We start from the raw sequence: 25,753 nt of genomic DNA, 5'->3' as shown, positions 1-25,753 counted from the left end.
GGTTCGACGAACCGGGTGCCGGGCGATGTCCCGGCGAGTTGGCGGGAAGGTCGTCACGACCAGCGGCTCGTACCGCCGAAGCGGCACCCCGGAGGGGAACGTGCGGGGAGCCTCCGGGCGCGGTGTCGCCGGGCCCGGTCCGCCGGGCGGGGGCTCCCGCCCGGCGGATCGTGCGTTACGCGTGGGTGCGTCCGGCGAACCGCCGGGTGAAGCCGTCGCCGACGTTCGCGGTCACCGTGTAGTCGTACTGGCCGTCGGAGGCCGGTGCGAGGGTGAGTGTCTTCGTGCCACCGGCCGCGACCGTGGCGCTGGATCCCCCGGTGCCGGTGTAGCCGTTGGCGCCCACGGTGAACGTCACCGCGGCGCCGCCGGAGTTGGTCAGGGTCAGCACCAGGGCCAGTGGTGCGGACGGGGCGATGGACAGTGCCGCCTCCGGGTGGCCCTTCGTGGTGTCGCTCCAGGTGCGCACGTCGCCCTGGAAGCCGCGCAGGTAGCCGTCCGGTCCGTGCAGGTCGATGTCGTACGGGCCGCCGCCGTAGGTCTGGGCGCTGAAGTAGTCCGAGATGCTGCCGCCGGCCGTCAGCGTGTAGCTCCAGCTGTCGTAGCTGCGGTGGTTGACGGTGTAGGCGGTGAACCCGCCGCCGAGTGAGCCGGTGCCGGTGGTCTTGAACCAGATGCGGCCGGTCGAGGTGTCGGTCCACGACGTGGTGTCGAAGAAGTAGTCGACCGTGCGGGCCGGCCGGGTGCCCGCCTCCTGGACCGGTGCGACCGGCGTGGCCGGGGGTTCGGCGGCCGGTAGCGACTGCTCGGCGTCGCATGCGGTGACCAGGGCGGCGGTGTCCGGCAGTGAGGGGAAGGTGGTGTTGGCGGTGGTGAAGTCGAACGCCGACATGAGGTCGCCGCACACGGTCCGCCGCCAGGCGGAGATGTTGGTCTCCTTCACGCCCGTCCAGTTCTCCAGGAACCGCAGCGGAGAGGTGTGGTCGGCGACCTGGGAGTTGACGTAACCCCCGCGGCTCCAGGGCGAGATGACGATCATCGGCACCCGCGGCCCGAGCCCGATCGGCGCGCCGCCGATGAACTCGTCGGCCGTGCCCGCGGGGGCGACCGGCGGTGCGACGTGGTCGAAGAAGCCGTCGTTCTCGTCGAAGTTGAGGAAGACCACCGTCTTCGCCCACACCGCCGGGTCGGCGGCCAGCGCCTTCAGGAGGTACGTCGAGGTGAAGTCGGCGCCGTAGGCCGGCGGGTAGTCGGGGTGCTCGCTCTGCGCGGTGGGGGCGACGACCCAGCTGACCGCGGGCAGCGTGCCGGCGGCGACGTCCGCGGCGAACGCGTCGGCGCCGCGCCGCTGGAGGCCGTTGACGTACAGCGGTGAGGTGGTGGCCGCGTTCTGGAAGTTCTTGAACCACGCGAGCGGGTTGTCGTCGTAGTTGTCCTGCTGCTGGTAGACCCGCCACGAGATGCCGGCCGCCTGGAGCCGCTCGGCGTAGGTGGTCCAGCTGTACCCCTGCTCGGAGTTGTCGGTCACGGGCCCGCCGCCGGTCCCGGCCGGGTCGATCATCCCGCTCCACTGGTAGAGCCGGTTGGGGTTGGTCGGTCCCTGCACCGAGCAGAAGTACTGGTCGCAGACGGTGAACGCCTCGGCCAGCGCGTACTGGAACGGGATGTCGGAGCGCTGGTAGTACCCCATGGAGGTCGCGGTCTTGGCCGGCACCCAGTTGTTGTACAGGCCGTTGTTCCAGGCGCTGTGCGTGCCGGACCAGCCGTGGTCGAGGTCGCTGATCCGCTGGGCGTCGGTGGTGGAGGTGTCCAGGTGCCAGGGCAGGACGAGGTTGCCGCCGGACGGGCCCGAGCTGGTCTGGTGCAGCACGTCGGACCCGGACGGGAAGCGCAGCTTCGAGCGGTCGGCGTAGCCGCGGACGCCCTTGAGGGTGCCGAAGTAGTGGTCGAAGGAGCGGTTCTCCTGCATGAGGATCACCACGTGCTCGACGTCGTCGAGCGTGCCGGTCCTCGGTGCGGCGGCCATCGCCTGCTGGAGGGAGCCGGGCAGGACGCCGGCGGTGGCGGCGAGGGACGTCGCGGCGGCGGCGCCGAGGAACGTGCGGCGGGTCAGGGGCGTCACGGATTCTCCTCGATGGGGTGGGTGGTGCCCAGGGGTACGCACATGCGGTGCGGTGCGGGGTGGGGTGGGGGCGGTGCGGTTCCGTGCCGGCCGGTGCGGCGGTCAGCTGCTGCCGGTGGCGGACTGCCAGGCGTCCACGTACGCCGTCAGGTGGGCGGCGATGTCCTTCCAGTCCGGGGTGAAGACCTCGACGCCGGCCATGGTCCTGCGCAGCCCGACGGCGTCCGGGTCGGTCGCGTGCACGTCGGTGCGGGAGGAGAACCCGCCGCCGACCGAGAAGACTTCCCTCTGCACCGGCGCGGTCAGCAGGAAGTCCAGCAGCTTCTTGCCGGCGTCGGCGTGCGGTGCGTTCGCCACCAGGCCCGCCGCGTACGGCAGCGCGAAGGTGGTCGGCCGGCCGCCGGCGGTGGCGGCCGGGAAGAAGATGCCCTGGTGCGGCATGGTGGTCCGGTCGGCGTAGTTCATCTGCACGTCGCCGTTGGCCACGAGCAGTTCGCCCTTGTCGACCTCGGCGGCGAGCTGGCCGGTGGACGCGGACGGGCCGACGTTGTTGGTCTGGAGCTTCTTGAGGTAGTCCAGGGCCGGGCCCTGGCCGCCCAGGTCGTGCATGGCCTTGATCAGCACGGCGGTACCGTCCCCGGCGACGCCCGGCGTGGAGTACTGGAGCTTGCTCCTGAACGCCGGCGCGAGCAGGTCGTTCCAGGTCTTCGGCGGTGACGGCAGCTTCTGGGTGTTGTAGACGAAGCACAGGTAGTTGTCGACGATGGAGGTCCACCGGCCGGCCGGGTCCTTGTCGGCGGCGGCCACCTGGTCGGCGCCGGCCGGCCGGTAGGTCTGGAGCAGGCCCTTGCTCTCGGCCTGCTGGATGAACGGCGGCAGGGTGACGATCAGGTCGGCCTGGGTGTTGGACCGCTCGCGCACCAGGCGCTGCACCATCTCGCCGGAACCGCCCTCGACGTAGTTCACCTTGATGCCGGTGGCCGCGGTGAACTGCTTGAACGCCTTGTCGTAGAAGCCGTCGCCGTCGTCGGAGTGCAGGCCGTCCGCGCTGTAGACGGTCACCTCGGTCGACGGCTTGCCGCTGCCGGCCGCGGGGGAGCCGCCGCAGGCGGTCAGGACGGCCGCCAGGGACAGGGTGGCGGCGCCTGCGGCGAGCGTGGTGAGGAAACGATTCTTCGTGGGCATGACGCTGTGCTCCTTCGGCTGTGCGGGGCGTCGCCCGGGCAGCGGTGGTTCGGGAGGAGGGGGACGGGGAGGAGGGTCGCCGGGCGGGTCAGCGGTGGGCGGCCCGGTTGCGGATGCGGGAGACACCGAGCAGGACCGCGAGCGTCGCGGCCATCATCACGACGGCCAGCGCGGCCCCCTCGAAGAGCGAGCCCCGGCTGGTGGCGCTGTAGATCCGCACCGGCAGCGGCACCCAGCCCGGCGGGTAGAGCATCACCGTGGCGCTCAACTCGCCCATCGACAGGGCGAAGCACAGCCCCGCGGCCGCCGTCAGCGACGGAAGCAGCAGCGGCAGGCGGATGCGCCACAGCACGTACAGCGGGCGGGCGCCCAGGCTCGCGGCGCTCTGTTCGTAGGCGGGGTCCAGCCGGGTCAGCGCCGCGCCGACCGACTGGTGGGCGAAGGCGGTCACCAGCACGGTGTGCGCCAGCACCACGATCCAGGCGGTTCCGTTGAGCAGGAACGGTGGCTGGGAGAAGGCCACCAGCAGGCACAGGCCGACGACGACCGACGGCACCGCGAGCGGCAGCATGAACAGCGCGTCCACCACCCGGCGCAGCCGGCGCGGCAGCCGCTCGGCGGCGAGCGCGGCCCAGCCGCCCAGCACCAGCGCGGACACGCTCGCCCCGGTCGCGGTCAGCAGGCTCGTGGTCAGGGCATGCAGCGAGTCGCCGTGCAGCGCCTCCCGGTAGTGGGCGAGCGTCGGCACCGAGGGCAGCGCCCCGCTCCAGTGCGTGGCGAAGGACGCCGCCAGTACGACCAGGAAGGGCAGGGCGAACAGCGGCAGGAACAGTACGAAGAACACCGTCCAGGCCGTCCAGCGGCCGGCCCTGCTATGCACCAGCACGGCGGGCACCTCCCGCGGCGCGGGCCAGGACCGCCCGGTAGAGGGTGTACAGCGTGACCGACAGCGCCACGGAGACGACCGCGACCACGCACGCCCCCGGGTAGTCGCCGTCGAGGATCGCCTTGCTGTAGACGAGCATCGGCAGCGTCGTTACGCCCTTGGCGTCGGTGAACAGCACGATGCCGAACTCGTTGAGGCACAGCACCAGCACCAGGCTGCCGCCGGCGCCGAGCGCGGGCAGCACCTCGGGCAGCACGATCTGCCGCAGGATGCGCGGGGCGCGGGCACCCAGTGAGGAGGCCACCTCCAACTGCGCGGTGTCCACCTGGGACAGCGCGGCGAGCAGCGGGCGCATGACGAACGGCGTGAAGTAGGTGATCTCGGCGAGCAGCACGCCCCAGGGCGTCCGCAGGAAGGTGAACGGCCCGTCGGCGGCGCCGGTCGCGTCGGTCCACAGGCCGTTGGCCATGCCCACTGTGCCGTAGACGAACAGCAGCGCCAGGGTGATCAGGAACGACGGGAAGGCGAGGAAGACGTCGATGAAGCGGCTCAGCGCCCGGCCGCCGGGGAACGGCACGAAGGCGATCACCAGTGCCAGCACCGAACCGAGCACCAGGCAGCCGGCGGTGGAGGCCACGGCGATCCACACGGTGTTCCACAACGCGTCGCGGAAGGGCACCTGTTGGAGGACCTGTGCGTAGGCCGCGAACGAGTGCCCGCCCCCGTCCGGCGAAAGCGACTGGCGGACCACCAGCACGAGCGGATGGAGGAAGACCAGCCCGAGCGCGCCGACCGGGGGCAGCGCCCACAGCCATCCGGGCAGGACGCGCCGGGGTCCGGTGCGGCGTGCGGCGGTTCCGGCCGGGAGGGGCGCGGCGCGTTCCGGGCTAGCCACGGTGGCCGCCGTCGGTGAGGCCGCCGGGCAGCAGGACGGTGTCCTCGGGGTCGACGGCCAGGGCGACCTCGTCGCCCGCTGCGGGCGGCTGCCGCAGATCGCCGACGTCGGCGCGCACCTCGTGGCCGTGAACGTCGACCAGCAGCCGGTGGGTGTGGCCGCGCCACTGCACGGCGGTGACGGTGCCGCGCAGCACGTTGGCGCTCCCGGCGCCGCCGGTGGCGCCGACCGCGTCCGGTGCCGGGAGCAGCCGCAGCAGGTGGGGCTGGACGCACACGGTGGCCTCGGCCCCCGCCCCCGGACCGGCGGCGCCGGACGCGACCCGCAGCGGGGTGTCCGCCAGCCGGACCCGGCCGTCCCGCTCCCCGCGAACGGGCAGCAGGTTGGCGTTGCCGACGAAGGAGGCGGTGAACGCCGTGCGCGGCGTCCGGTACAGCTCGTACGGGGTCCCGCAGTCCCGCAGCCGGGCCTGGTCGAGCACGGCGACCCGGTCGGCCAGGGTCAGCGCCTCGATCTGGTCGTGCGTGACGTACAGGATCGACACGTGCGGCAACTCCCGGTGCAGCCGGGCGAGTTCGGCCAGCATTCCGGAGCGCAGCCGGGCGTCGAGCGCGGACAGCGGCTCGTCGAGCAGCAGTACGTCCGGCCGGATCGCCAGGGCCCGGGCGATCGCGACCCGCTGCTGCTGCCCGCCGGACAGCTCACGCGGGTGGCGGCGCGCGTAACCGGCCATGCCGACCATCTCCAGCGCCTCGGTGACCCGTCCGGTGATCGTCGCGCGCGGTGTCCGGCGCGCCCTGAGGCCGAACGCCACGTTCTGCTCGACCCGCAAGTGCGGGAAGAGCGCGTACTGCTGGACGACCATGCCGATGCCCCGGCGGTACGGCGGCAGCCCGGTGACGTCGCGGCCGCCGATCAGCACCCGGCCGGCGGACGGGCGCACGAACCCGGCCACGGCGCGCAGCGCGGTCGTCTTGCCGGAACCGGACGGCCCGAGCAGCGCCATCACCTCGCCCGGCCCGACGGACAGGTCCAGGCGGTCCAGAACGGTCGTGCCGCCGTGGGCCACCGTGACGCCGTCGAGGCGGACGCCTCCCGCCGCGCTCATCCGGCCGTGCCTTCCAGCAGCGCCGGGAGTTCGGCGACCGAGCCGAGCACGTGGGTGGCGCCGGCCCGCACGCCGCTGAGCATGTCGTAGGCCGTGTCGCCCGCCACCGCGATGTCGCGCACCGACTCGGTCCCGGTGCGCAGCAAGGCGGTGAGCACCATGTCGGGGTAGGGGCGCCCGCGTCCGGCGTCGGCCGGGCACAGCGTGAGGTCGGCGATGTCCCGCCAGCCGAGGGCGGCCAGGATCGCGTCCTGCGTGGTGCGGGAGAAACCGGTGGTCAGTACGACCGTGCGCCCCGCGGAGCGCAACTGCCCGATGGCGTCGGCCGCTCCCGGCAGCGGGGTGCAGGCACCGGAGTCGAGCAGGCCGGCGTAGGCCCGCTCGAACGCCGCGTTGGCCCGCCGGGCGCGCTCCTCGGTCCCGAACAGGGTGCGGAAGACGGTGATCTTGGACTCGCCCATGGTGGCGCGGACGTGGTCCAGCTTCTCCTGGTGGTCGGGGCTGCCCGGTTCGACGCCGAGTTCCTCCGCGGCCCGGGAGAAGGCCCACTCGACCAGGCCGTCGTCGGCCACGGTCGTGCCTGCCATGTCGAGCACGACCAGGGTGGGCGGGGTGGTGGGGGTGGGGGTCGTCATGTCGTTCACCAGCCGATCTCGTTCGCGGTCGCCTCGCCGATCGCCGGGGCGCAGGTCATGCCGCGGCCGCCCGGGCCGGTGACCAGCCACACCCCGTCGAGCACCTGCTCGCGGTGCACGACCCGGGCGGTGTCCACGCACTGCGCGTACACCCCGGCCCAGCGGCGGCGGATGCGGGGCAGTGGCCGGCCGAGCAGTTCGGCGGCCCGCTCCCGCAGGTGGTCGTAGGGGTCCTCGGTGACGTCGAAGGCGAAGGCCTCGTCGTATTCGTGGGTGTCGCCGATGGTCAGGCCGCCGTCGAGGCGCTGGACCATCAGCAGCTGCATGCGGTGCGCGGCGGCCGTCGGCGGCTGGGGCTGCCCGGCCCCGAGGGCGTCCAGCGCGCCGCCGGCGAAGGCGGGGTAGTACCGGAAGCTGTCGGCGTCCGCCAGGGACGTCGTCAGCGGTTCGTCCAGGGGATCGGTCTGCGCCATCTGGAGCCGCACCCGGCGCACCGGCAGTCGCGGCGCCAGTTCCCGGACGAGGCCGGACAGCCAGGCGCCGGTGGTCACCACGACGGTGTCGCACGCGTGGCGGACGCCGTGGTCGTCCCGGACGAGGTGCGGTCCGACCTCGCGGACCTCCCGTCCGGGCAGGAACGTGTAGCGGCCGGTGGCCTCCATCGCGGCGCGCAGCGCCGGCAGAGCCACCCGGGACTCGACGGCGGCGTCCCTCGCGCAGTGCAGCGCGCCCGACAACGCACCGCGCAGGGCGGGATTGAGGGCGCGGGCCCGGTCCGGGTCCAGCCACCGCAGGCCGCGCGCGGCCGCGTCGGGGCGGTCGAGCGCCTCGCGGGCGACCGCCTCCTCCGCCGGGGTGCGCACGACGGTCAGCGACCCGTTGGCGCGGAAGCCGACGCCGGGCACCCGCGCGCCGATCCCCTCCCACAGCTCGCGGGCGCGCAGCGCGGCGTCGAGTTCGGCGCCGGCCGCCCGCCCGCTGACCCACACCAGACCGAAGTTGCGGACGGAGGCGCCGCGCGCCTCGCGTTCCCGCTCCAGATGGACGACCTCATGGCCGCGTTCTATGGCGTGCCAGGCGTGCATGGTGCCCAGCACCCCGGCTCCGACGACAGTTGTTCGCACGGCGACGACGTTCGCCACTCCAGGTGGCCGCCCTCCGACGGGATTCCGACCCGCGGGTGAACGGGGCGGCAAACTTGGACTAGACCCGTTATCTTTCCGTGATATTTACGGGGTGGAGGACGGGTGCGCCGGGCCCCGCGAGGAGGCCGGTCCTGGCGTTGTGGCGCCCCACCGGCCCCGGGAGCGTCAGGGACGGCTCAGGCGGACGGTGAAGCTGAAACGGTCGCCACGGTAGAGGGAACGCACCCGCTCCAGCGGCCGCCCCTCGGCGTCACTGCTGGAACGGTGCAGCAGGAGCATCGGCAGCGCGGGCGGCGTACCGATCAGCAGGGCCTCGCGCGGGGTGGCCAGCACCGTCTCGATGCGCTCGTCCACCACCGTCGGCTCGACACCGAGCCGCTCGCGCAGGAAGGCGTAGAAGGAGGCGTCCGGCGCGAAGTCCCGTTCCAGGTGCGGCACCCGCGCGACCGCCAGGTACGTACTCTCCAGCCCCACCCGCTCGTCGTCGGCGAGCAGCACCCGCTCCATGTGCCAGACCGGCGCGCCGGCCTCCAGCCGCAGTTCCGCCGCGAGCGCCACGTCGGCGTGGAGCCGCTCGAGCCCGACGAGGTGCCGGCCGGGCACCCGCCCCTGCTGGCGCACGCCCTCGGTGTAGCTCGCGGTGGACAGCGGCTGCACGAGCTTCGGCTCGGCGACCACGGTGCCGCGCCCCTTGCGGCGCACCCGGCCCTGGATGAGCAGCTCGCGCAGCGCCTGCCGCACGGTCTCACGGGCCACCCCGAAGTCGGCCGCCAACTCCCGCTCGGTGGGCAGCAGCCCACCCTCCCCCAGGTCCGCGATCAGCACCTCGACGCGGGCCTTCACCGCGTAGTACTTCGGCACCCTGCCGTGTTCCGGAATGCCCGCCCGGATCGGGGTATGGGGATCGGCCCGTTCGCTCACCCCCCCGATTCTCCCAGATGCCCGGGGGCCTCCCGCGCCCTCGGATCCCGTCCCGGTGCGGCGACGACCCGTCCACGCGGCCGTCCCATATGACGCCGAGGTGCGGCTGTCGTGCCATCACGGCATGTACGACGCATGAATGAAGCACCACTGTTCGGCGAATCCACAGCCGCGGTATCAGGAGCTTTCCACCGCCCTCGGCGCCTTTCCGCAGCGAGGACCGTATTGATTCCGCCACCACACCTTCCGTGACGACGAGGGCGGTCGACGGCCCCCGTCGACTATTCGACCCAGAGCTGGACGACCCGTGTGGTCCACACGGCCCAGGAACGCGTCCGGTGGTAGCCATCGGCGCGGAGCAGGGCGTAGGAGTCGGGTTCGTCGTCGGAGGCCGAGTAGCTCCGGACGACCCAGACACGTCGATGACCGGACAGGCGGGCGGCGAGTTCGGCCGGAGGGTAGTCGTCGACGACGAGGCCGGCGGCCTGGGCAGGGGTGGCACCGGGGACGAGGTCGGTGGTGCGGCGGAAGCAGCCCGGGTAGGCGAGTTCGGCGTACCGGCTCTCGGCCGGGAGGAAGAGTACGCCGTCGCCGGGCTTCGCGTTGTCCTGGACCACGCGGGCCATGCGGAGCAACGGATCGCCGTGGCCGTCGGCCCTGCGGATCGTCAGCTGGGCGTGCCACCCGCTCGCGGCGACCACCGCGATCGCCGCGCACCCGGCCACCAGTCCCGGAAAGCCGCCCTTCCAGCGCGCGACGCGGTGCGGACCACCCCTCGCGCCGGCCCGGCCGCCGTCCGCACCGGCCGAGCCGATCCGTCCCGGCCGCCGCCCGGCCGCTCGCTCCAGCAGCACGCCCGTCACCCGCACCAGCGTGTCGAGCCCGAGGCCGGTGAGCAGTGCCGCGCCGGCGAACGCGTACAACACGTAGCGCGGCATGAACGCCGGGGCGGCGATCAGGGAGTAGCCGACGAGCAACGAGGGCGGGAGCACGGCCAGCGGCAGTGCCAGTGCGACGAGCTGCCGTTCTCGGCCGCGGTGGTCGCGACCGTCCCGTTCACGGTGCCGGTCAGCGCGGTCGCCGCGTACGCCCTCGCGGGCCGGGCGGGCGAGGAGGCTCAGACAGCCGACGGCGGCGACGAGGAGGACCGGTAGTACCACGCGTCGACTGCCGCTCATCATGGTGACGAGGTGGACGCAGGTCCTGGGGGTGGGGCGCGGAATCCAGCTGATCATCGCGGCTCTCTCGCCGCGGCTGCGCAGGGCCACCGGAACGGCGCCCGCCAGTGCCGCTGCCATCAGGGCGGACACGGCGCGAACCGTCGCCGGGCGATCCGCGTCGCACTGGAGGCGCCGGAGCAGGATCGTCACCCCGAAGGCGGCGAGGCCGAGTACGGCGAGCAGGTTCAGCGCGCAGGCCAGGGCCAGCGCGAGCGCGAAGGCCGCCCATCGGCGTCTCACCAGGAAGTAGGCGCCCGCCACCGTGCACAACGACACCAGTGCGTAGGAGCGGCCCTCCTGGAGGTACCGGCTGATCTGCGGAAGCACGGCCCAGAACACCCCGGCGAACAGCCCGGCCCGGCGGGTGGCCAGCCGCCCCCCGACCGCGGCGATCAGCGCGGCCGTCCCGGCGCCGGCCAGCACGGACGGCAGCCGGAGGGCCGGCACGCTGGGGCCGAAGACCACGAAGACCAGGTGGATGAGCAGGTAGTAGCACCCGTGGACGGCGTCCACGTGACCGGTCAGCCGCCACAGTTGCGACACGCTCCGCTGCGCGACGTAGTACGTGACCGCCTCGTCCCGCCACATTCCCGCCCCGGTCAGCCGCCACAGCCCGAAGACCGACGCCACCAGACCCGAGGCGGCCGGCCCCGCCCAGCGCACAGCGCTCCCCGCGTGGTCGCCACGCCCACGTCCGGGGCTGTCGGCCCCGATCTCCCGACCGGCCCGACGCGACACTTCACTCATGATCACGAGGCACCATCGCGCCCCCGCGTGAACGCCGCTTTAACCAGGAGCCATCACCCCGCAAAACGTCCGTTCACGAAACGTTTTTCGCTGACTGGACGCATCTTTCATCGTTTCGGGTACCTTTTCGCTCGTTTCCCGAGAACGGCCGGCCGCCTGGCCCGGGAGTGCCGAACCAGCGGTGTGACGGGGGCGTTCGGGGTGGCCGTCGAGCGGGTGTTGGTCCGGCTCCACGGCTCCACGGCTTCAAGTCCCCGCACTTCCGCGGGACCGACGGGCCGGCGCCCACGACGTCCGGCTCATTACGCCGGGTGGTGTTGTACGTTCTCACCCTCAATAACTGCGGGTGCTTCACACGCGTGTCGTCCGGGGTACGTCTCCGGCTGCTTCGCTGGGCGGGTGGGCCACATCACATTTCTCGTGGCGGTCGTCATCGCCACGGCATTGGCATTCGATTTCACCAACGGCTTTCACGACACGGCGAACGCGATGGCCACATCCATCGCGACCGGCGCCTTAAGGCCCAAAGTAGCGGTATTGATCAGCGGGGTGCTCAATCTCGTCGGCGCGTTCTTGTCGACCGAGGTGGCCAGGACCGTGTCCGGAGGCATCGTCGACGACGCCCTCGTCACTCCGGCGATGATCTTCGCCGGGCTGGTCGGGGCGATCCTGTGGAACCTGATGACCTGGCTGCTCGGCCTGCCGTCGAGTTCGTCGCACGCCCTGTTCGGCGGGCTGATCGGCGCGGTGTGGGTGGGCGCCGGCGAGCACGGCGTGCACTTCGAAATGGTGGTCGAGAAGATCATCGTCCCGGCGGTGCTGTCGCCGGTGGTGGCGGGCGTGGCGGCGCTGCTGGCCACCTATCTCGCCTACCGCCTCACCCGCCGCGCCAGGGAGAGGACGGTCGGCCGCGGATTCCGCATCGGCCAGATCGCCTCCGCCTCGATGGTCTCCCTCGCCCACGGCACCAACGACGCGCAGAAGACCATGGGCGTCATCACCTTGACGCTGATCTCCTGCGGGGCGCTGGGCAAGCAGGCGGGGCCGCCGGTGTGGGTGATCGGCACGGCGGGCCTGGCCATCGGCCTGGGGACGTACATCGGCGGCTGGCGGATCATCCGGACGATGGGCAGGGGCATCACCGACATCCAGGCACCGCAGGGCTTCGCGGCCGAGGCGGCGTCCACCGCGGTCATTCTCAGCTCCGCCAGCCTCGGCTTCGCCCTGTCGACGACCCAGGTGTGCTCCGGCGGCATCCTGGGCGCCGGTATCGGCCGCCGCCTGGCCGAGGTGCGCTGGGGCGTCGCCTCGCGGATGGCCGTGGGCTGGCTCGTCACCCTTCCCTCGGCCGCCGCGGTCGGGGCGGTGGCGGCCGCGGTCGTCGTGCACGGCGGGACCGCCGGCATCGTGGTGATCGCCGTCCTGACCGCCGCCGTGGCGGGCGGGATCGTCCTGCTCTCGCGCCGCAACCCCGTCCGGGCCGACAACGTCAACGACGCGCACGACGTCGCCGTACGGCCGTCCGCCCCCGCGGTAGCGGCCGCCTGAACCACCGCGGTCCGACGGGAAACGACCGGCGACAACGAACAGGAGTTGGACGATGAATCTGGACTGGAACGCCTTCGGTGAGGTCGCCGGAGTGAGCGTGGGGGCCACCGTCGCGGTGGTCACCGTCTTCGTCCTGGGGGTCCTCGCGCTCTCCCAGCGGGAGACGGCCCGCGAGAGCGGTCGAGGCGGCGGCAGCGCACTGACGGCGGCCGGACTGTGCTTCCTCGCCTGCGCGGCGGCCGTCGTGTACGGGCTCTACCTGATCATTCCGGGCTTCCACGGGTGACCTCCCCGGCGTCGGGCCGGGCTTCCACGGGTGACCTTCCCGGCGTCGGGCCGCGCGGCGGCGGGTCGGTGCCGGGACACCATCAAGGCGGTGCCGCCGTCGAACGGGACCGACGGGCTCCGCGCCGCCGCGGGCCGTCACCGCCCGCGCGGACAGCAGCCCGTCCCGTCCGCAGCGGCTGTGAACCCTCGGCGCGGGGTTCGCCGCGACGTACTCCGGCAATCTGCCGCGTCGGGGGTCTCGATGAGGTGCCGTGATGCTGCGGGCCACCGGGCGCATCGGCGCCGTCGCCGCCCGGCTCCGGTCAGCGGGGCGGCCGAGCACGGCCCGCGCTCCCCTTGCCCGCTTGGCGCCAGTAGCTGAACACGCCGCGGTGACCCGTCCGGCGATCGTCGCGCGCGGTGTCCGGCGCGCCCTGAGACCGAACGCCACGTTCCGCTCGACCCGCGGCAGCCGCGCGCCCCATCGCCGACATGGTCAGAATAGGTGACCAACAAGTCGGCCGAGCCGACCACTTCGAGGTGCAGCCGACAGCCTGCCCGCGTCCGCCGGAACCCGGCGGCTCGGGGCGAACGGGGATCGGGGGCGGACGGCTCGGCGCGACCGCGTCTACCGCGCGTAGGGGTCGGTGATCTCTCGGAGTTGATCGAGGATCTGGTGCAGCAACGTGAAGTTGCGGGTGCCCAGGTATGCCTTCCACTCCGCGAGGATCTCGTCGAGCGCCTTCGAGGCGACTTCGACCGCCCGCCTGCCGCGCTCCTCGATCACGATCAGCCGGGCACGGCCGTCCGAAGGGTCGGGGAGTCGGCGCACATAGCCCAGACGCTCCAGCTGATCGACCATCACGCTGGCGCTCTGCTTGGTCATCTGCGCCTGGTCAGCGAGGTCCTTGAGGCGCGAACCGTCCGGAGAGACGCGTTGGAACACCCGGCACTGGGCGAGGGTCCAGTCGTCGAACCCGGCGTCCCGCAGGGCCCGGAACATCCGGTCCTCGGTGTACCGGTACGGGATGAACAACGACACCCCTAGGTCAATCCGCTGCTCGTCGTCCATACCGCTCTCGGTTCCGTCGACCATCCGATCCCACAGGGCGCTCACACCCTACGTCACCGCCGCCGGACCGGATCGCCCCCGGCCCTCGCCGCGATGACGCGGGCACGGCTCCGCGCTCGCCGCATTCCGCACGCGCCGGCCGCTCCTCGACCGGCCCAGGCCGACCGCTGTTGCCGTGGGTGCCGCACATGACCACAATAGTCAATGTCCCTAACCAAAGCGGCCGGAGGCCCGACGAAGGGACAGGTAGTGCGGTCCAAGGACTTTTCACCTTCGGACACGACAGAGAGCGCGGTTGGCTCGATGACACCCACATCAAGCCTGGCGGGCAAGCGGGCCCTGGTCACCGGAGGCAGCAGCGGGATCGGCGCCGCGACCGTGCGGCGGCTCGCCTCCCGGGGAGCCACGGTCGCGGTCAACTACCGATCCGATCGGAAGTCCGCCGATGCGCTCGTCGGCGAACTCCGGGACAGCGGATGTGCCGCGTCGGCCTCCCGGCCGATACCGGTGACAGGGCGCGGGCCCACGAGCTCGTCGGCGCGGTGGTGTCCGCGTTCGGCGGCCCGGACCTGCTGGTCGGCAACGCCGGGGTCGAGCACTTCGGAGCGGGATCCGCGGCTGCCCCGGCCCGGGACCCGGGGCACCGACCCTTGGTCCTGGACACACGAGGCACTGGACTCCGAGGACCTGGGGACAGACGTCTCGCGGTCATCACAAGCGATCCGACGGCGGCGGGAACGATCACGCTGGCCCCTCGAACTCGGCCGTGACATCAGTGGCCGTGACATCAGTGAAGGCGATCAGCGCGCTGGCCGGCCGAGCGGCGCCGCCGGGTGACGCGCCCGGCCATCAAGGTGATGGCGGCTCGGGTGACGAGGGTTCCGGAGTACTGGACGAGTTCGTGGTCGCGTGCGTACCGGCGACCGTGCACCATCCGACCCGGCGTTCGTCCGCGTACGTACCGGCGACCGTGCACCATCCGACCCGGCGTTCGTCCGCGTACGTACCGGCGACCGTGCACCATCCGAGCCGGCGTTCGTCCGTCCCTGCCGGGGTCGGCCTTGAGACACCTGGGGCCTGGTTCCCCGCCGAGGGGACGTCCGACCGCGCGTCAGGCTGCCTTGGCCGGGGAAGGAGATCGGAGACGGGGGGCGGGCGGGGATGGCCGGAGCGAGACAGGTCGGGATCGCCGGGATCAGCTGGGTGCTCAGCGAACCGGCGGAGCCGGGGATGACCGAGGAGCAGGCGCGCGAGCTGCTGCGGCGCGCGAACCGGGGTCGTCGGTGGTGGATGGTGCCCACGCTGGGGCCGCGGGGCCGCGCCGCACAGGAGAGGCTGCAACAGGCCGCGCTGGCAGGGAACATGACCGCGCTGCTGGTGCTGGCGGGTCCCGGGCCGCTGCCCGATCCGCGGTTGAGCACGGCGTGGACCGAGTGGTTCCGGAGGCACTACGAGGTGCGTGTGCTGCTCCACCACCTGCTCCGCGGCCACTCGCCGTTGTCGCAGGAGCCCGCCGTGAGCGATCCGCTCGGCATCATCGCGATGCGTCCGGGTGAGCACGAGCTGACCGATGACATGCGGCCGGGCATCGCCGTGGCGGCCGCGCTGACCGGCCATCCGGTCGCCGGCATCGCCCGCCGCAAGATCCTCGCCGCGGGCGATCAGGACGTCGTCGATGACGTGTGCGAGCTGGCCCGCGACGTACCGGCACTCGCCGAGTTCTGCCTGCGGCACGACCTGGTACCCGCGGACCCGACCCGTGCCGCCTGCTTCCTGCTGCTCCACGGGCGGTACGCGCGGTACCGCGCCGCCGACCCGGACGGCTCGCTGGCACTGGAGGCGTACGCCGGCGCCGACGCCGCCACCCGGCCCCGCCTGACGAGCGCGGTGATCGACGGCGGCCTGTTCGACCTGCTGCACCGGATCACCGCGAGCGGCGGGGAGGCGCGCACCGCCCTGCTGAGCGGGAAGCCCCTCGCCGAACTGTGTGCGTCCCTGGCCCGCCACGAACGGTGGGCGCAGCTCTGGCGGCACGTCATCGAGCTCCCGGTCGCCGACGCGGTGCGCCAGATCGGCCGGTTCCCCCCGCAGTGGGGCCCGGAGCGGGCGGCCGAACGACCGCTGTACGCCGAACTGCGGGCCGCTCCGGCCGGAGCGGTGGCCGCGGCAGCGGCCGATCCGCAGCTGCTGACGACCGTCGAACTGCGCGCCGCGAAGCTCATCGGGCTCGGCAGGTCACGGGCCGCCGCCATCATCCAGCGGTCCGCCGGCCGCAGGCCGTCCCGCGACAGCGCCCCCCTGTATCTGGAGCGGTACGCGCTGCCGAGCGGCGAACTCCTCAGCCGCCGCCCGTACGACGAGCCGACGTACCCCGTCCTCGTGGTGCCGTGCGAGGGCGGCACCGTGGTCGCCGGCGAACCGGCGTCGCTGTGGCGCTACACCGACGACGACCGCACCCGGATATACGGAGGCTGCGTGGGGCACCTGGTGGCCACCGCGGGCGGGTGGGCCGCGACGTCGGCGACGGACCTGCTGATCGGCTCGGCACAAGGTGAGTTGACCCACCGCGTGCCGCTGAGTGACCTCGGACTCGCACCGGGACGGTCCCGGTGGGAGCGGCCCGTCGATCAGCTGGTCGTGTCGGCGGACGGCACCCGCCTGGCGTTCGCCGGCGGTGGCCGCGTCGTGGTCACCGACCAGAACGGTCGGCTCCTCGCCGCCGGGCGGCCGGAGGCTGAGCAACCCGGGCAGGTATCGCGCGGGTTCGAGCGCGAGCCGACCGCGCCGGTGGAAGCGCTCGGCTTCCTCGGCGACGCCCTCATCACCGCGAGCCGGGATCGGACCGTCCGACGCGAGAACAAGGCGGACGTCGTCGAGTACGGCGACCGGGACTGGCAGGAGGTGACCGTCCACGACTCCTGGAGCCTGGTGTGCTGGACGGTGGCCCCGAACGGAGGGCTGGCCCGCGGCAGGAGGTTCTGGCGCGTGTGGCACTTCACGGCGCGGTACGAGAACGAGGACCGCGAGGACACCCGTCACCCCGACTGGGTCGACTGGCGCCTGACGGTGGAGGAACTCCCCTGCTGTCCCTCGGGCCTGCTGCTGACCGGCGTCGAGGGCAGCACGTCCGACTCCGATCCGCGCCGGGCGCCCGTCACGCGAGACCGGGTCAGGACGGCACAGGTGGTTCTGGCACAGGACCCCGCCCGGTACGACGCACTGCCGGCGATGTCGCCCGCGATCCGCTGGAACGAGTACCGGGACGTGAACCGGCCGACCGTGCTCCCCGGCACCTCCTACCTGACCACCGGAGCGCCCGACCGTGACCGGTTGCAGCTGTACGACCTGCGGCGCGGCGCCGTACTCGCACTGCTCGGCCGGCCCGTGGCGGACCTGGAACCCGCGGACCTGGACGCGGTGCTCGCCCTGAGCGGATACCAGGACGACCCGTGCGTCCGGGTACTGCGCGCCCGCCTCGAACACCGCTTCGGCCGCACCACGGGCCGGCCCTGACCGTTCGCCCACCGGTGCGGCGGAAAGCCCGGTGGGAGCAGGCGTCGCAGATCCGGGAGCTTTGGGGGTACCGGCAGTCCCCGGAGGTCTGGGGAGGGGTCCGGGGGTTCGCGGCGGCGCGGTACGGGCAGCGTCGAGGGCCGGGGCCGTCCCTACCGCGCAGCCCCCGAGAGGATGTCGGCGGCTGGCCAGCAGCAGTGGCCGGTCCGGTCGGCGTGCCGGCGTTTCGCCGCGATCAGCGCTTCGAGCCGCCTGTGCCCGGGGCCGTTGCCGGATTCCACTCTCCCGACTGCCGTCCCCCGTAGCGGCAGCGCTTTCCGCCGCATCACGCGGGGGCGAGGTGGGACGTTCCGTCCGCGCCGGCCGAAGACACCCGGGCGATCGGCCGGGGCACCACGACAGCGGTGAGCAGGTTGTAGAACGGGTTGCGTCCCACGATCTCGGCATCGAAGTCGATACGCAGGGGCCCGAGTACCCCGGTCGGCCCCACGCACGGCGAAAGCCCCTCGCCCGACGGCGCCGGACCGGCGCCACTCCGCCGGCTTGTCCGACAGCGCCAGCGCGCCGGCACCGCGGCCCTCGTCACGCTCACGCCGCATTCGCCGACGGACGTGGACATGGGCGCGGCACACGCCCCCGTCCCCCCGCGCCGTCCCGGAGCCGGCCCGCCTTCCCGGTCCGGTCGGCGGGGCAACGGGCTCACGGGTCCACGTGGTGCCGCCCCCAGGCGCCGCGGTGCACCAGCACGTCGACTCCGAGGCGCCGCTCAGCGATCCGCCCGACCTGCGGGGGGAGGTTCTCCGCGCGGTGGCCGATCGCGATCGCGCCGATGGGGTCGTAGTCCTCGGGGATTCCGAAGGCGTCCCTGACGACGGGGATCTCGGCCACGCCGATGGTGAAGAAGCCGGCGTCCAGGTGCTCGTCCACCGTGCTCAGCAGCATCAGCAGCGAGGCCATGCCCGCGTCGATGTACCAGTAGGGCACCGAGAACCGGGGACCGTCCGGATCGTCCTCGATCTTGTCCGGCATCGAGTACCGCTCGACATAGGACTTCTCCCGGGCCATCGGCACGACGACCAGCGGAGCGGGCTGCAACTCCGGAGCGTGCTCGGTGGCGTTGGGGACGCACGCCCAGAACCGGGCGCGATCGGCCGCCCCGGTCAGGGCCAGGAACGCCCAGCCCTGGGCGAATCCGCCCGATGGCGCCCGCAGGGCGCTGGCCAGGATGCGTTCCACCGCGTCGGCGGGCACAGGACGGTCCGAGAAATGGCGCACCATACGGCGCCGCCGAATGACATCGCGGTATTCCATCACGCGATGGTAGGCGTGCTCCGGCACCGTGACGGGTCTCCCCCACCGCCGCGGCCGGCGACCGGGCCCGCGCGGGGCGGCGGGGCCCGACCGCCTCCCGCCCCGCGGCGTGCTGGATGCGGCGGGCGGCGCTTGGTGTGCGGCACCGGAGAACACCCCGGGACCGTCGGCGTGGTGGACGTGGCGGTCAATGCGGCGCCGGAGAACACCCTGGGACCGCCGGCGTGCTGGACGTGGCGGGCGGTGCGGTCGCCGCCGGCCTCGATGCCGGGCCCCGCGGAACCGGCCGTCCGCGAACGGCCCGGGGGCGGCCACGCGTCCCGGACGGCAGTGACTCGCCCTCCGGAAAGAAGTCGCTGAGCAGCAGCAACGCGCCCATGATCTGGAGCCGGACGGTACCGCTGCGGCCGTCCGCTCCGGGACGCGGGGCCCCGCGTGGTCGGAGCTATTTACACACCTCGGCAGGTTGCCCTTTACTTGCCGTGGCCCGAACCGTTGACCATCCGTCAGCGACGGCCCTGCCCATCCTCGCCGCGTCGAGAGGTGCGTCCACTATGGCAGACAACGTTGTCAACACCCCCGGCCCCGCAGGCCGGGCGGCGGGAGGACGCGACGGCGTCCACCGAGCGGGCGCCGGCGAGGGAGCGCCCGCAACGGCGGCGGGCGGCGCGGAGCTGCCGGGCCACCCGGCCGGGGGCGGGAAGCAGCGGTCCGCCCCGGCAGTGGATTTCGACGCGGCCGACAGAGCATCCCGGCCAGGCCCCGCGTACCCCGCCCGGCGAAGTCCGGCAGGAGGCGCCGACGGCGTGCGCGGGCGGCGCCGGTGGAGCCGCTCCCTGCGCCGGCCGGGACGTGGCGGAAGCACCGGCCGGGGCTCCGGTGCCGACGGGCTCCGGGGCGCGCGGCCGGCGGCGGGACACACATCGCGCTTCCGCCTGCTGACCGGGATCGGTGCGCTGGCCCTGGTCATCGCGGGCCTGTCCGGCGGCGGGCAGACGCAAGCCGTGGCGGCGACCGGCGGCGCGGCCCGTCCGGCCCTGTCGTTCGCCGACCCCTCCACCCAGGCGACGCTGGGCACGGCGTACACCAAGGCGCTGGCCAACCTGCTCGACACCAACACGGTCACCTTCGACCCGGCGACGTACAACTCGTCGGGTCTGATGACGACCTCTCCGCAGACGTTCATCCGGGCGGGCGGCGGGTACAGCCAGCCGTGGACCAGGGACGCGTCCGTCAACTCCTGGAACGCCGGGAGCCTGCTGGAGCCGAAGTCGGCGGCGAACACCCTGTGGGCGACCGTGGTCAAGCAGTCGAACGGCCAGCTGATCGTGCAACAGGACAACGAGACGTGGGACCAGGTCGTGTGGGCCACGGCCGCCTGGAACCACTACCTGGTCACCGGGGACCAGACCTTCCTCACCAACGCCTACCAGACGGCCACGAACACCCTGAACCAGCGCAGGAGCCAGAACTACAACACCGGTTACGGCCTGTTCCAGGGGCCGGCGTTCTTCAACGACGGCATCGCCGGCTACCCGGCTCCGCCGGCCGACGCCACGGAGAGCCAGGGCTCCTACGTCGGCAGTTACGCGGCGACCGCCACCATGATGACCCTGAGCACCAACGAGCTGTACTACTCGGCGTACCGCAGCACCGCCTTGATGGCATCGGCGCTCGGCAGGCCCGCCGGCGAGGTCAGCGCCCTCAACACGCAGGCGGACAGCCTCAAGACCGCGATCAACAAGAACTTCTGGATCCCGGCCAAGGGCCTGTACGGCTACTTCGTGCACGGCAGCGACAGCATGGCGGGGCAGCTGGACCAGACCGAGGAGGGCAGCGGCCTCTCCTTCGCCATCCTCTTCGGCATCGCCGACGCCGCCCAGACGCAGTCGATCCTGCAGAACGCGCACCTACAGCCCTACGGCATCGTGGACACCTACCCGAACTACGCGCGCTACAGCGACGCGGAACCCGGGCGTCACAACGTCCTGGTCTGGCCGATGGTGGAGGGCTACTGGGCGGACGCGGCCGCGCAGGCGGGCAACCAGTCACGCTTCGCCAACGAGGTCCGGACACTCGCCGGGCTCGCCGACTCCAGCGGGCAGTTCGCCGAGGCGTACAACGCGCAGAGCGGCGCGGTGGACGGCGGCTGGCAGACCGGTGGCCACTGGGACGCGGCAACGGACCAGACGTGGTCGGCGACCGCGTACCTGCGGATGATCGACGACGACCTGTTCGGCCTGAAGTTCACCACCAGCGGCATCACCTTCCGGCCCACCCTCCCGGCCGGCTGGGGTGACGCCACGCTCTCGGGAGTCGGCTACCGGGGGGCGACCCTGACCGTCGCGCTGCACGGGTCCGGCAACGTGATCAGCTCGTTCAAGCTCGACGGGACGACCACCACGGCGGACTCCGTCCCCAGCTCCCTGACGGGGTCGCACACGGTGGACATCACGCTCACCGGCGCCCAGCCCACTCCGGCCACCGGCACGGTCGTCTCGGACGCCGACAGCGACAAGTGCGTCGACGTCAACCAGAACTCGACCGCCGACGGCACGGCCATCCAGCTGTGGGGCTGCGACTACACCACGGCCCAGCAGTGGACCCTCGAACCGGACGGCACGGTGCAGGCCGACGGCCGCTGTCTCGACGTCACGTCCAGCGGAACGACCGACGGCACCCCGATCCAGGAGTGGGGCTGCGACGGCACCGGGGCGCAGCAGTGGAAGGCCGTGAACGGCACGCTGGTCAACACGGCTTCCGGCAAATGCCTCGACGACCCGGGCACCAACACCTCGCCCGGGACGCGGTTGGACCTGCGCACCTGCGACGGCGGCCCCGGCCAGCACTGGGCCCTCCCCTGACGCCGCGCACGATGCGAGCGCCGGGCACTCCAGCGGGCGCAACGGGCCGTCACCGCCGCCCCCTGCGACTGCGTGCCGTGGGGCACGCCCGCACACGCCCCGCCCACGCCCGGTTCCTGACAACCGCAGTCCGAGTACCTCCGCGAACTCCTTCGGTGACCGCGTCATCCTGCCGACTGTCCGCCGACGTCCAAGTTTGCCCCCGGCATGGCAGAACGACAGGTGGGCGACACGTCCGACCCGCGGTGCGGCGGACCTGACCCGCCGTTACGCGAGGGGAAGCATTCCATTCAAACCATGTGCGCCCGCCGGCCCCGGATCACGTCTGCCTTTGCGTTGCGTTCGCGTTCGCGTTTGCATTTGCGTTCGCGTTCGCGTTTGAACGGACATACCAAAGCCTTCGTTCATTGCAGGAAAGTCATGCGATGGCCCTCGCGCCGCACGAGGGATGCGGGACGAACCGCCAGAGCCAGCAGTTCGGTGGAGCGCCCGCCCACGCGACCGGTCCGGGCCCGGACGGCGACCGGGACACGGAGTGCGCCGACGAACCGGTCGGCCGTCGCGTGTCAACCGAGGGAGGGGCGGCGTGAGAACGGTCCCCACTCCGATTGTGTGCGAACTTGTTTCTTTTGCATGGCACTTGACCCGAAAACGAACAGGAGGCCACACTATGTATCACCATCTCCGGAACGGGGACCGCAGACACCTCGTCAGGCCGTGTCCGGTGTGTGCCATCCCCTTCGCCGGCCCCGGAGGCACGAATCAGGAACATCACTGCTTTGCAATACGGGAAGGAGTTTCTCTTGAACGTGTGGAAACTGGTGAGGAACGCGGCGGTTCCAGTGGTGTGCGGCATCACCGCGTCCGTGGCCGTCGGGGCGTTCTGCGGGAATGCCAGCGCAGCCACCGGACATGGCCCCGCCACGGCGATCCACAGCGCCGCGGCGCCGAAGGCGCTGTCGCGGCAACTGCTCGGCCAGGTCAGCGGGCCAACGTATCTTGAGGCCAGCGCGCCGGTCGCAGGCGTCTACGCCGTCGAGTACGACGTGACGGGCAACGCCGCGTTCGACACGTACATCGACGGTACGGAGCTGGGCTACGTGGGAGCATCGCCGGGGGTCTACCAGACGCGTTCGGTGTCGCTGTCCGCGGGCGGTCACCTGGTGCAGGTGGCCGGCCCCGAAGGCTCCGGACAGGCCTCCGTCTATCTCGTGCAGATCTCCTGACCCACGGCCGAACACCCCATGTGGTCATGGGGTGTTCGAAGCGGCCTGGGGTGGCGAAGGGCGGCCGGTGCAGCGGTTCTGCGCTGCACCGGCCGCCCTTCGGCGTCTGCGATCCGCCGCCTGCGGCGGCACGACGGTCATGGTCACGCCTCCGGTCCGGCCAGGGTGCGGTCTTTCCGGGGCAGCCACCCTCGGAGTCGGCGTCCGGCGACGTCGGCGTAGCGGTCGGACAGTTCGACGCCGATGAGGCGGCGTCGCTCTCGGGATCGGTATCTCCGCGGCCAACGCCCGGGGGCGCAGCGTCGGGCGGAGCCCACGCCGGAGGACAGCCGCGATGCGCAGCCGTACCTGACGGGTCGACGGGTGCGTGCGGTGGCGGTTTCCGCGGTCGTTCGCCTTGCCGACCTGGTGGCCGACGCGCACGGCGTGGTCCTGGACCGCGAGGTGCGGCCCAGGCGGGACCGCGAGGCGTGGCAGAGCCTGATCGGGCAAGCCGGCGGCATCCGGCGGCTGTTGCACTTCCCCGTGGAACACGCCGGGCTGCTCCGCCGCCTCCGCGAACGCGGCCGCCGCGCGGACCGGAACGCGCTCACCGTCACCGCCGAAGCGTTGGACGACCCCCTCGACCGCTTCGAGCCACCGCACGGTGCGGGCGGCCGGGCCGGGCATCCATGGCTGAGCGTACGGATGGAGTCGCTGTTCCGCGGTGGTAGGGGCCCGAGCCCCGGCGCGGGAGGCGGCACGCACGTCTGCCTCCGGCCGGGGCCCATGGGGCGGTGGGTCAGGAGGCGGTGCGGCGGGAGCGGACCAGGGCCAGGCCGCCGGCTATCAGACCGAGGACACCGACGACGAGCCCGGCGATGCCCAGAGTGCGGGCGGCGGAGTCGTCCGCCTTGGCCGCGACCGGGTGCGTGCTCCGGCTCTTGGCGGGCGCGGGCGCCGCACCGCTGCCGCCGTCCGGTGCGGCGGCGGTGAGCTCGAGCGTGGGGGCCGGGTGGGCGGGTTCGTCCTGGCCGGGCTGCTGGAGGTCGATCCAGCGCACGATGGTGCCGTCGGAGTAGGTCTGCAACGCCTTGAAGACGAGCCGGCTGCCGGTGGTGGGCAGCTGGCCGAACGCCACGGTGAAGTCCTGGTACTGGCCGGGGGCTGTCCTGCCGCCGGTCCAGGTGATCTCGGAGACGGCGGTGGTGATGTCTCCGTCATCGGTCTTGATCGGTGTCTTGAGCGTGACGTTCTTGATCTTCGCGGTCCAGCCGGGCACCGGGGAGACCAGGACCGACGGGATCGGCTGGGCGGACGGGAAGTAGATGTCGACCTTGGTGGTGTCGGCGTGATCCTCCTCGTTGGGGACCCGGAAGGTGATGGTGCCGTCCTCGGCGCCCTGGGGGTAGGTGTCGGGGTGGACGGTGACGTGGGCGAACGCCGCACCGGCACCGGCCATGACCACACCGGCGGCCAGGGCGCCGGTGATCAGGACACGGCGGGCGGCGGTCCGGGCGGCGCGGCTCGCGCGGGCGGGGGACGGCAGGGAGGCGGTGGACATGAAGGTGGCTCCAGAGGGTGAGTGATCGGCTTCGACTGCCGAAGGAGTGAAGGGTGGTCCGGGTCGTATCCGGTGGCGCCGGGGCGGATGACACGCCTTGGCGCCGCCCGCCCCGGCCCGGATCAGGCGGCGAGGGGCACGGGCGCCGGTCGCCGGTCGGGCGGGGTAGCGGCGGACCCGATGGAGCGGATCAGCGCGATGCGCGCTCGCGCGGCGCGTGAGCGGACGGCGCCGATCGGGCCAGCGGTGACGCCGGCGGCTTCGGCGTAGGGCAGGCCGATGAGACGGGTCAGGGCGCGGGCGGCCGACCTCGGGCAGGCGTTGTCCGCCGACCGGTGCACGCCACCGGGCGGTCGCCGACCCGGGTGGGCTGCGGGATTCTGCGATCCGCGCGGTTCACCGGGTCCACGGCGCCGGGGCCGGAGTCGCGGGACCGGGGGTGAGACCGCTGGGGGCGGACACGCCGGACCGCTCGGCGGCCACCGACATCGGGCGGCGCGCCGGGATCAGGTGTGTCAGGCGTGGCCGGCGGCCATCGCGCGGGGCGGGCCCCGGGTGGCGATGACGTGCGTGAGCAGCAGGGAGCGCGGGCGCCGGGCGGAGCGGGCTCGGTCCGGCCGCACCCGGAGCCGGTGGGAGGCTCGCGGTGTCCAGAGGATCAGCAGGACCGGGGTGAGGATCCGGGTGGCGATCACCCGGCCGATGCGGAAGGCCGTCCGTTCACCGTAGGCGAGCCAGATGCCGCAGAGCACCGCGACGAGCAGGTGCGCGGCCACCATGCCGACCGCGCCGTATCCGTGGGACATCGGCGCCATCGCCGGCATCGCCGAGTGACCGGGCATGCCCCGCATGGAGCCCGTCGCGGGCATCGAACTCATGCCGGCCATGGCGTGCGTTGCCGGCGGCGGGCTCCCGAGCCGGCCGCTGAGCCCCGCCGCACGGACGAGACGGGCGGCGCCGTCGGACAGTGCTGCGGCGGGCGTTCCGCACAGCAGGACCGAAGCCCATTGCCGGGCGAACGAGGCGGCGCCGCGCGGGGCCGTTGCCGCTGTCGCCTGCCCGAGGGAGAACAGTGCGTGCAGGGCGAACTGGGCGGCGACCGTGATCATCGTGACGAAGGTGCGGCCCCGCTCCCGGTGGGAGAGGGCCCAGGCGCCCGCCGTGGTCGCGGCGAAGGTGAGCAGGAGCGTCCACGACGGGATGTCGTCGCCGGACATCAGTTGATGGCCGATGGCGGCGGACGGCACGCAGACGGCGGCGAACATCGCCGCCCGCGTCAACCGTGAAGCCCGCCCTGGTTCCATAGGTTCCCCATCGTCCCATCCGCCGTCGCACGTCCGACACGGGGTTGACCGGAACCGGCCGTCCCCCGGGGCCTGGCGTCGAGGAGGGACTCCGGCCCCGAGGACAGTCGCGCGGGAGGACCGGGACGTTCCCGTGACCTCACCACAGGTGCCCGCGGTTGTCGGTCGACGCGGCGGCGCGGAGTGGTGCTGACCGATGACTTCGGTGGGCGGATACGGACGAGCGCCGACCGGTTCTCGT

Annotated in this window: 19 protein-coding genes; 6 read left to right on the top strand and 13 right to left on the bottom strand. The window is 72.8% G+C overall.

Annotation, left to right across the window (positions count from 1 at the left end):
- Positions 1-175: 175 nt before the first annotated feature.
- From POF43_RS06865 to POF43_RS06825, 9 genes are all read right to left on the bottom strand, one after another.
- Entirely contained in the window at positions 176-2,122 is a 1,947-nt protein-coding gene (locus POF43_RS06865; RefSeq protein ID WP_271323455.1) for a phosphocholine-specific phospholipase C, read from the bottom strand.
- Positions 2,123-2,224: 102 nt separating this feature from the next.
- A complete protein-coding gene (locus tag POF43_RS06860) occupies positions 2,225-3,307 on the bottom strand; it encodes a 2-aminoethylphosphonate ABC transporter substrate-binding protein (protein ID WP_271323454.1) in 1,083 nt (360 codons plus the stop codon).
- 88 nt (positions 3,308-3,395) lie between these two features.
- Positions 3,396-4,193 (bottom strand): ABC transporter permease, encoded by a 798-nt coding sequence (locus tag POF43_RS06855; protein ID WP_271325424.1) that lies wholly within the window; start codon positions 4,191-4,193, stop codon positions 3,396-3,398.
- On the bottom strand, positions 4,180-5,088 hold the full coding sequence (locus POF43_RS06850; protein WP_271325425.1) for a 2-aminoethylphosphonate ABC transporter permease subunit: 909 nt from the start codon (positions 5,086-5,088) through the stop codon (positions 4,180-4,182). Before POF43_RS06850 ends, POF43_RS06855 begins: the two co-directional genes overlap by 14 nt.
- Positions 5,081-6,196: an ABC transporter ATP-binding protein gene (locus POF43_RS06845; RefSeq protein ID WP_271325426.1), complete on the bottom strand. Its 1,116-nt coding sequence runs from the start codon at positions 6,194-6,196 to the stop codon at positions 5,081-5,083. Before POF43_RS06845 ends, POF43_RS06850 begins: the two co-directional genes overlap by 8 nt.
- Positions 6,193-6,831 carry an HAD family hydrolase gene (locus POF43_RS06840; protein ID WP_282698433.1) on the bottom strand — a complete coding sequence of 213 codons (639 nt, stop codon included), beginning with the start codon at positions 6,829-6,831 and terminating at the stop codon, positions 6,193-6,195. Before POF43_RS06840 ends, POF43_RS06845 begins: the two co-directional genes overlap by 4 nt.
- 5 nt (positions 6,832-6,836) lie before the next feature.
- A complete protein-coding gene (locus tag POF43_RS06835; protein WP_271323079.1) occupies positions 6,837-7,955 on the bottom strand; it encodes a TIGR03364 family FAD-dependent oxidoreductase in 1,119 nt (372 codons plus the stop codon).
- A gap of 186 nt (positions 7,956-8,141) precedes the next feature.
- The gene (locus POF43_RS06830; protein ID WP_271314137.1) at positions 8,142-8,897 is read right to left on the bottom strand and encodes a GntR family transcriptional regulator; all 756 of its coding nucleotides are present in this window, start codon (positions 8,895-8,897) and stop codon (positions 8,142-8,144) included.
- 281 nt (positions 8,898-9,178) lie between these two features.
- Positions 9,179-10,780: a glycosyltransferase family 39 protein gene (locus POF43_RS06825; protein WP_271323078.1), complete on the bottom strand. Its 1,602-nt coding sequence runs from the start codon at positions 10,778-10,780 to the stop codon at positions 9,179-9,181.
- Positions 10,781-11,263: 483 nt separating this feature from the next.
- Between POF43_RS06825 and POF43_RS06820 the strand changes: the two genes are divergently transcribed.
- On the top strand, positions 11,264-12,412 hold the full coding sequence (locus POF43_RS06820; RefSeq protein WP_271323077.1) for an inorganic phosphate transporter: 1,149 nt from the start codon (positions 11,264-11,266) through the stop codon (positions 12,410-12,412).
- Positions 12,413-12,464: 52 nt separating this feature from the next.
- On the top strand, positions 12,465-12,698 hold the full coding sequence (locus POF43_RS06815; RefSeq protein ID WP_271323076.1) for a hypothetical protein: 234 nt from the start codon (positions 12,465-12,467) through the stop codon (positions 12,696-12,698).
- Positions 12,699-13,307: 609 nt separating this feature from the next.
- Here the strand turns inward: POF43_RS06815 and POF43_RS06810 are convergent.
- Positions 13,308-13,775, bottom strand: a complete 468-nt coding sequence (locus tag POF43_RS06810) for a MarR family winged helix-turn-helix transcriptional regulator (RefSeq protein WP_271323075.1) — start codon at positions 13,773-13,775, stop codon at positions 13,308-13,310.
- A gap of 180 nt (positions 13,776-13,955) precedes the next feature.
- On the opposite strand from POF43_RS06810, the gene POF43_RS06805 reads away from it, so the two are divergent.
- A complete protein-coding gene (locus tag POF43_RS06805; protein ID WP_308217726.1) occupies positions 13,956-14,588 on the top strand; it encodes an SDR family NAD(P)-dependent oxidoreductase in 633 nt (210 codons plus the stop codon).
- 324 nt (positions 14,589-14,912) lie between these two features.
- Positions 14,913-17,264 carry a hypothetical protein gene (locus tag POF43_RS06800; RefSeq protein ID WP_271323074.1) on the top strand — a complete coding sequence of 784 codons (2,352 nt, stop codon included), beginning with the start codon at positions 14,913-14,915 and terminating at the stop codon, positions 17,262-17,264.
- Between the two features lie 699 nt (positions 17,265-17,963).
- On the opposite strand, the gene POF43_RS06790 is transcribed toward POF43_RS06800, so the two are convergent.
- Complete coding sequence (locus POF43_RS06790) at positions 17,964-18,575, bottom strand: nitroreductase family protein (protein ID WP_271323073.1); 612 nt, start codon at positions 18,573-18,575, stop codon at positions 17,964-17,966.
- A gap of 806 nt (positions 18,576-19,381) precedes the next feature.
- Between POF43_RS06790 and POF43_RS06785 the strand changes: the two genes are divergently transcribed.
- Both POF43_RS06785 and POF43_RS06780 read left to right on the top strand, forming a co-directional pair.
- Entirely contained in the window at positions 19,382-21,439 is a 2,058-nt protein-coding gene (locus POF43_RS06785) for a ricin-type beta-trefoil lectin domain protein (RefSeq protein WP_271323072.1), read from the top strand.
- An 803-nt stretch (positions 21,440-22,242) separates the two neighbouring features.
- Positions 22,243-22,665, top strand: coding sequence for a hypothetical protein (locus POF43_RS06780; RefSeq protein ID WP_271323071.1), 423 nt, complete (start codon positions 22,243-22,245; stop codon positions 22,663-22,665).
- Positions 22,666-23,446: 781 nt separating this feature from the next.
- Here POF43_RS06780 and POF43_RS06775 read toward each other — a convergent pair.
- Entirely contained in the window at positions 23,447-24,208 is a 762-nt protein-coding gene (locus tag POF43_RS06775) for a YcnI family copper-binding membrane protein (RefSeq protein ID WP_282704459.1), read from the bottom strand.
- Between the two features lie 515 nt (positions 24,209-24,723).
- Entirely contained in the window at positions 24,724-25,473 is a 750-nt protein-coding gene (locus POF43_RS06765; RefSeq protein ID WP_271324529.1) for a hypothetical protein, read from the bottom strand.
- Positions 25,474-25,753: the final 280 nt, after the last annotated feature.

Source organism: Streptantibioticus silvisoli, assembly GCF_027947535.2.
In the GTDB taxonomy this organism is placed as follows: Bacteria; Actinomycetota; Actinomycetes; order Streptomycetales; family Streptomycetaceae; genus Streptantibioticus_C; species Streptantibioticus_C silvisoli.
This window is presented reverse-complemented; position numbering and strand designations above follow the sequence as displayed.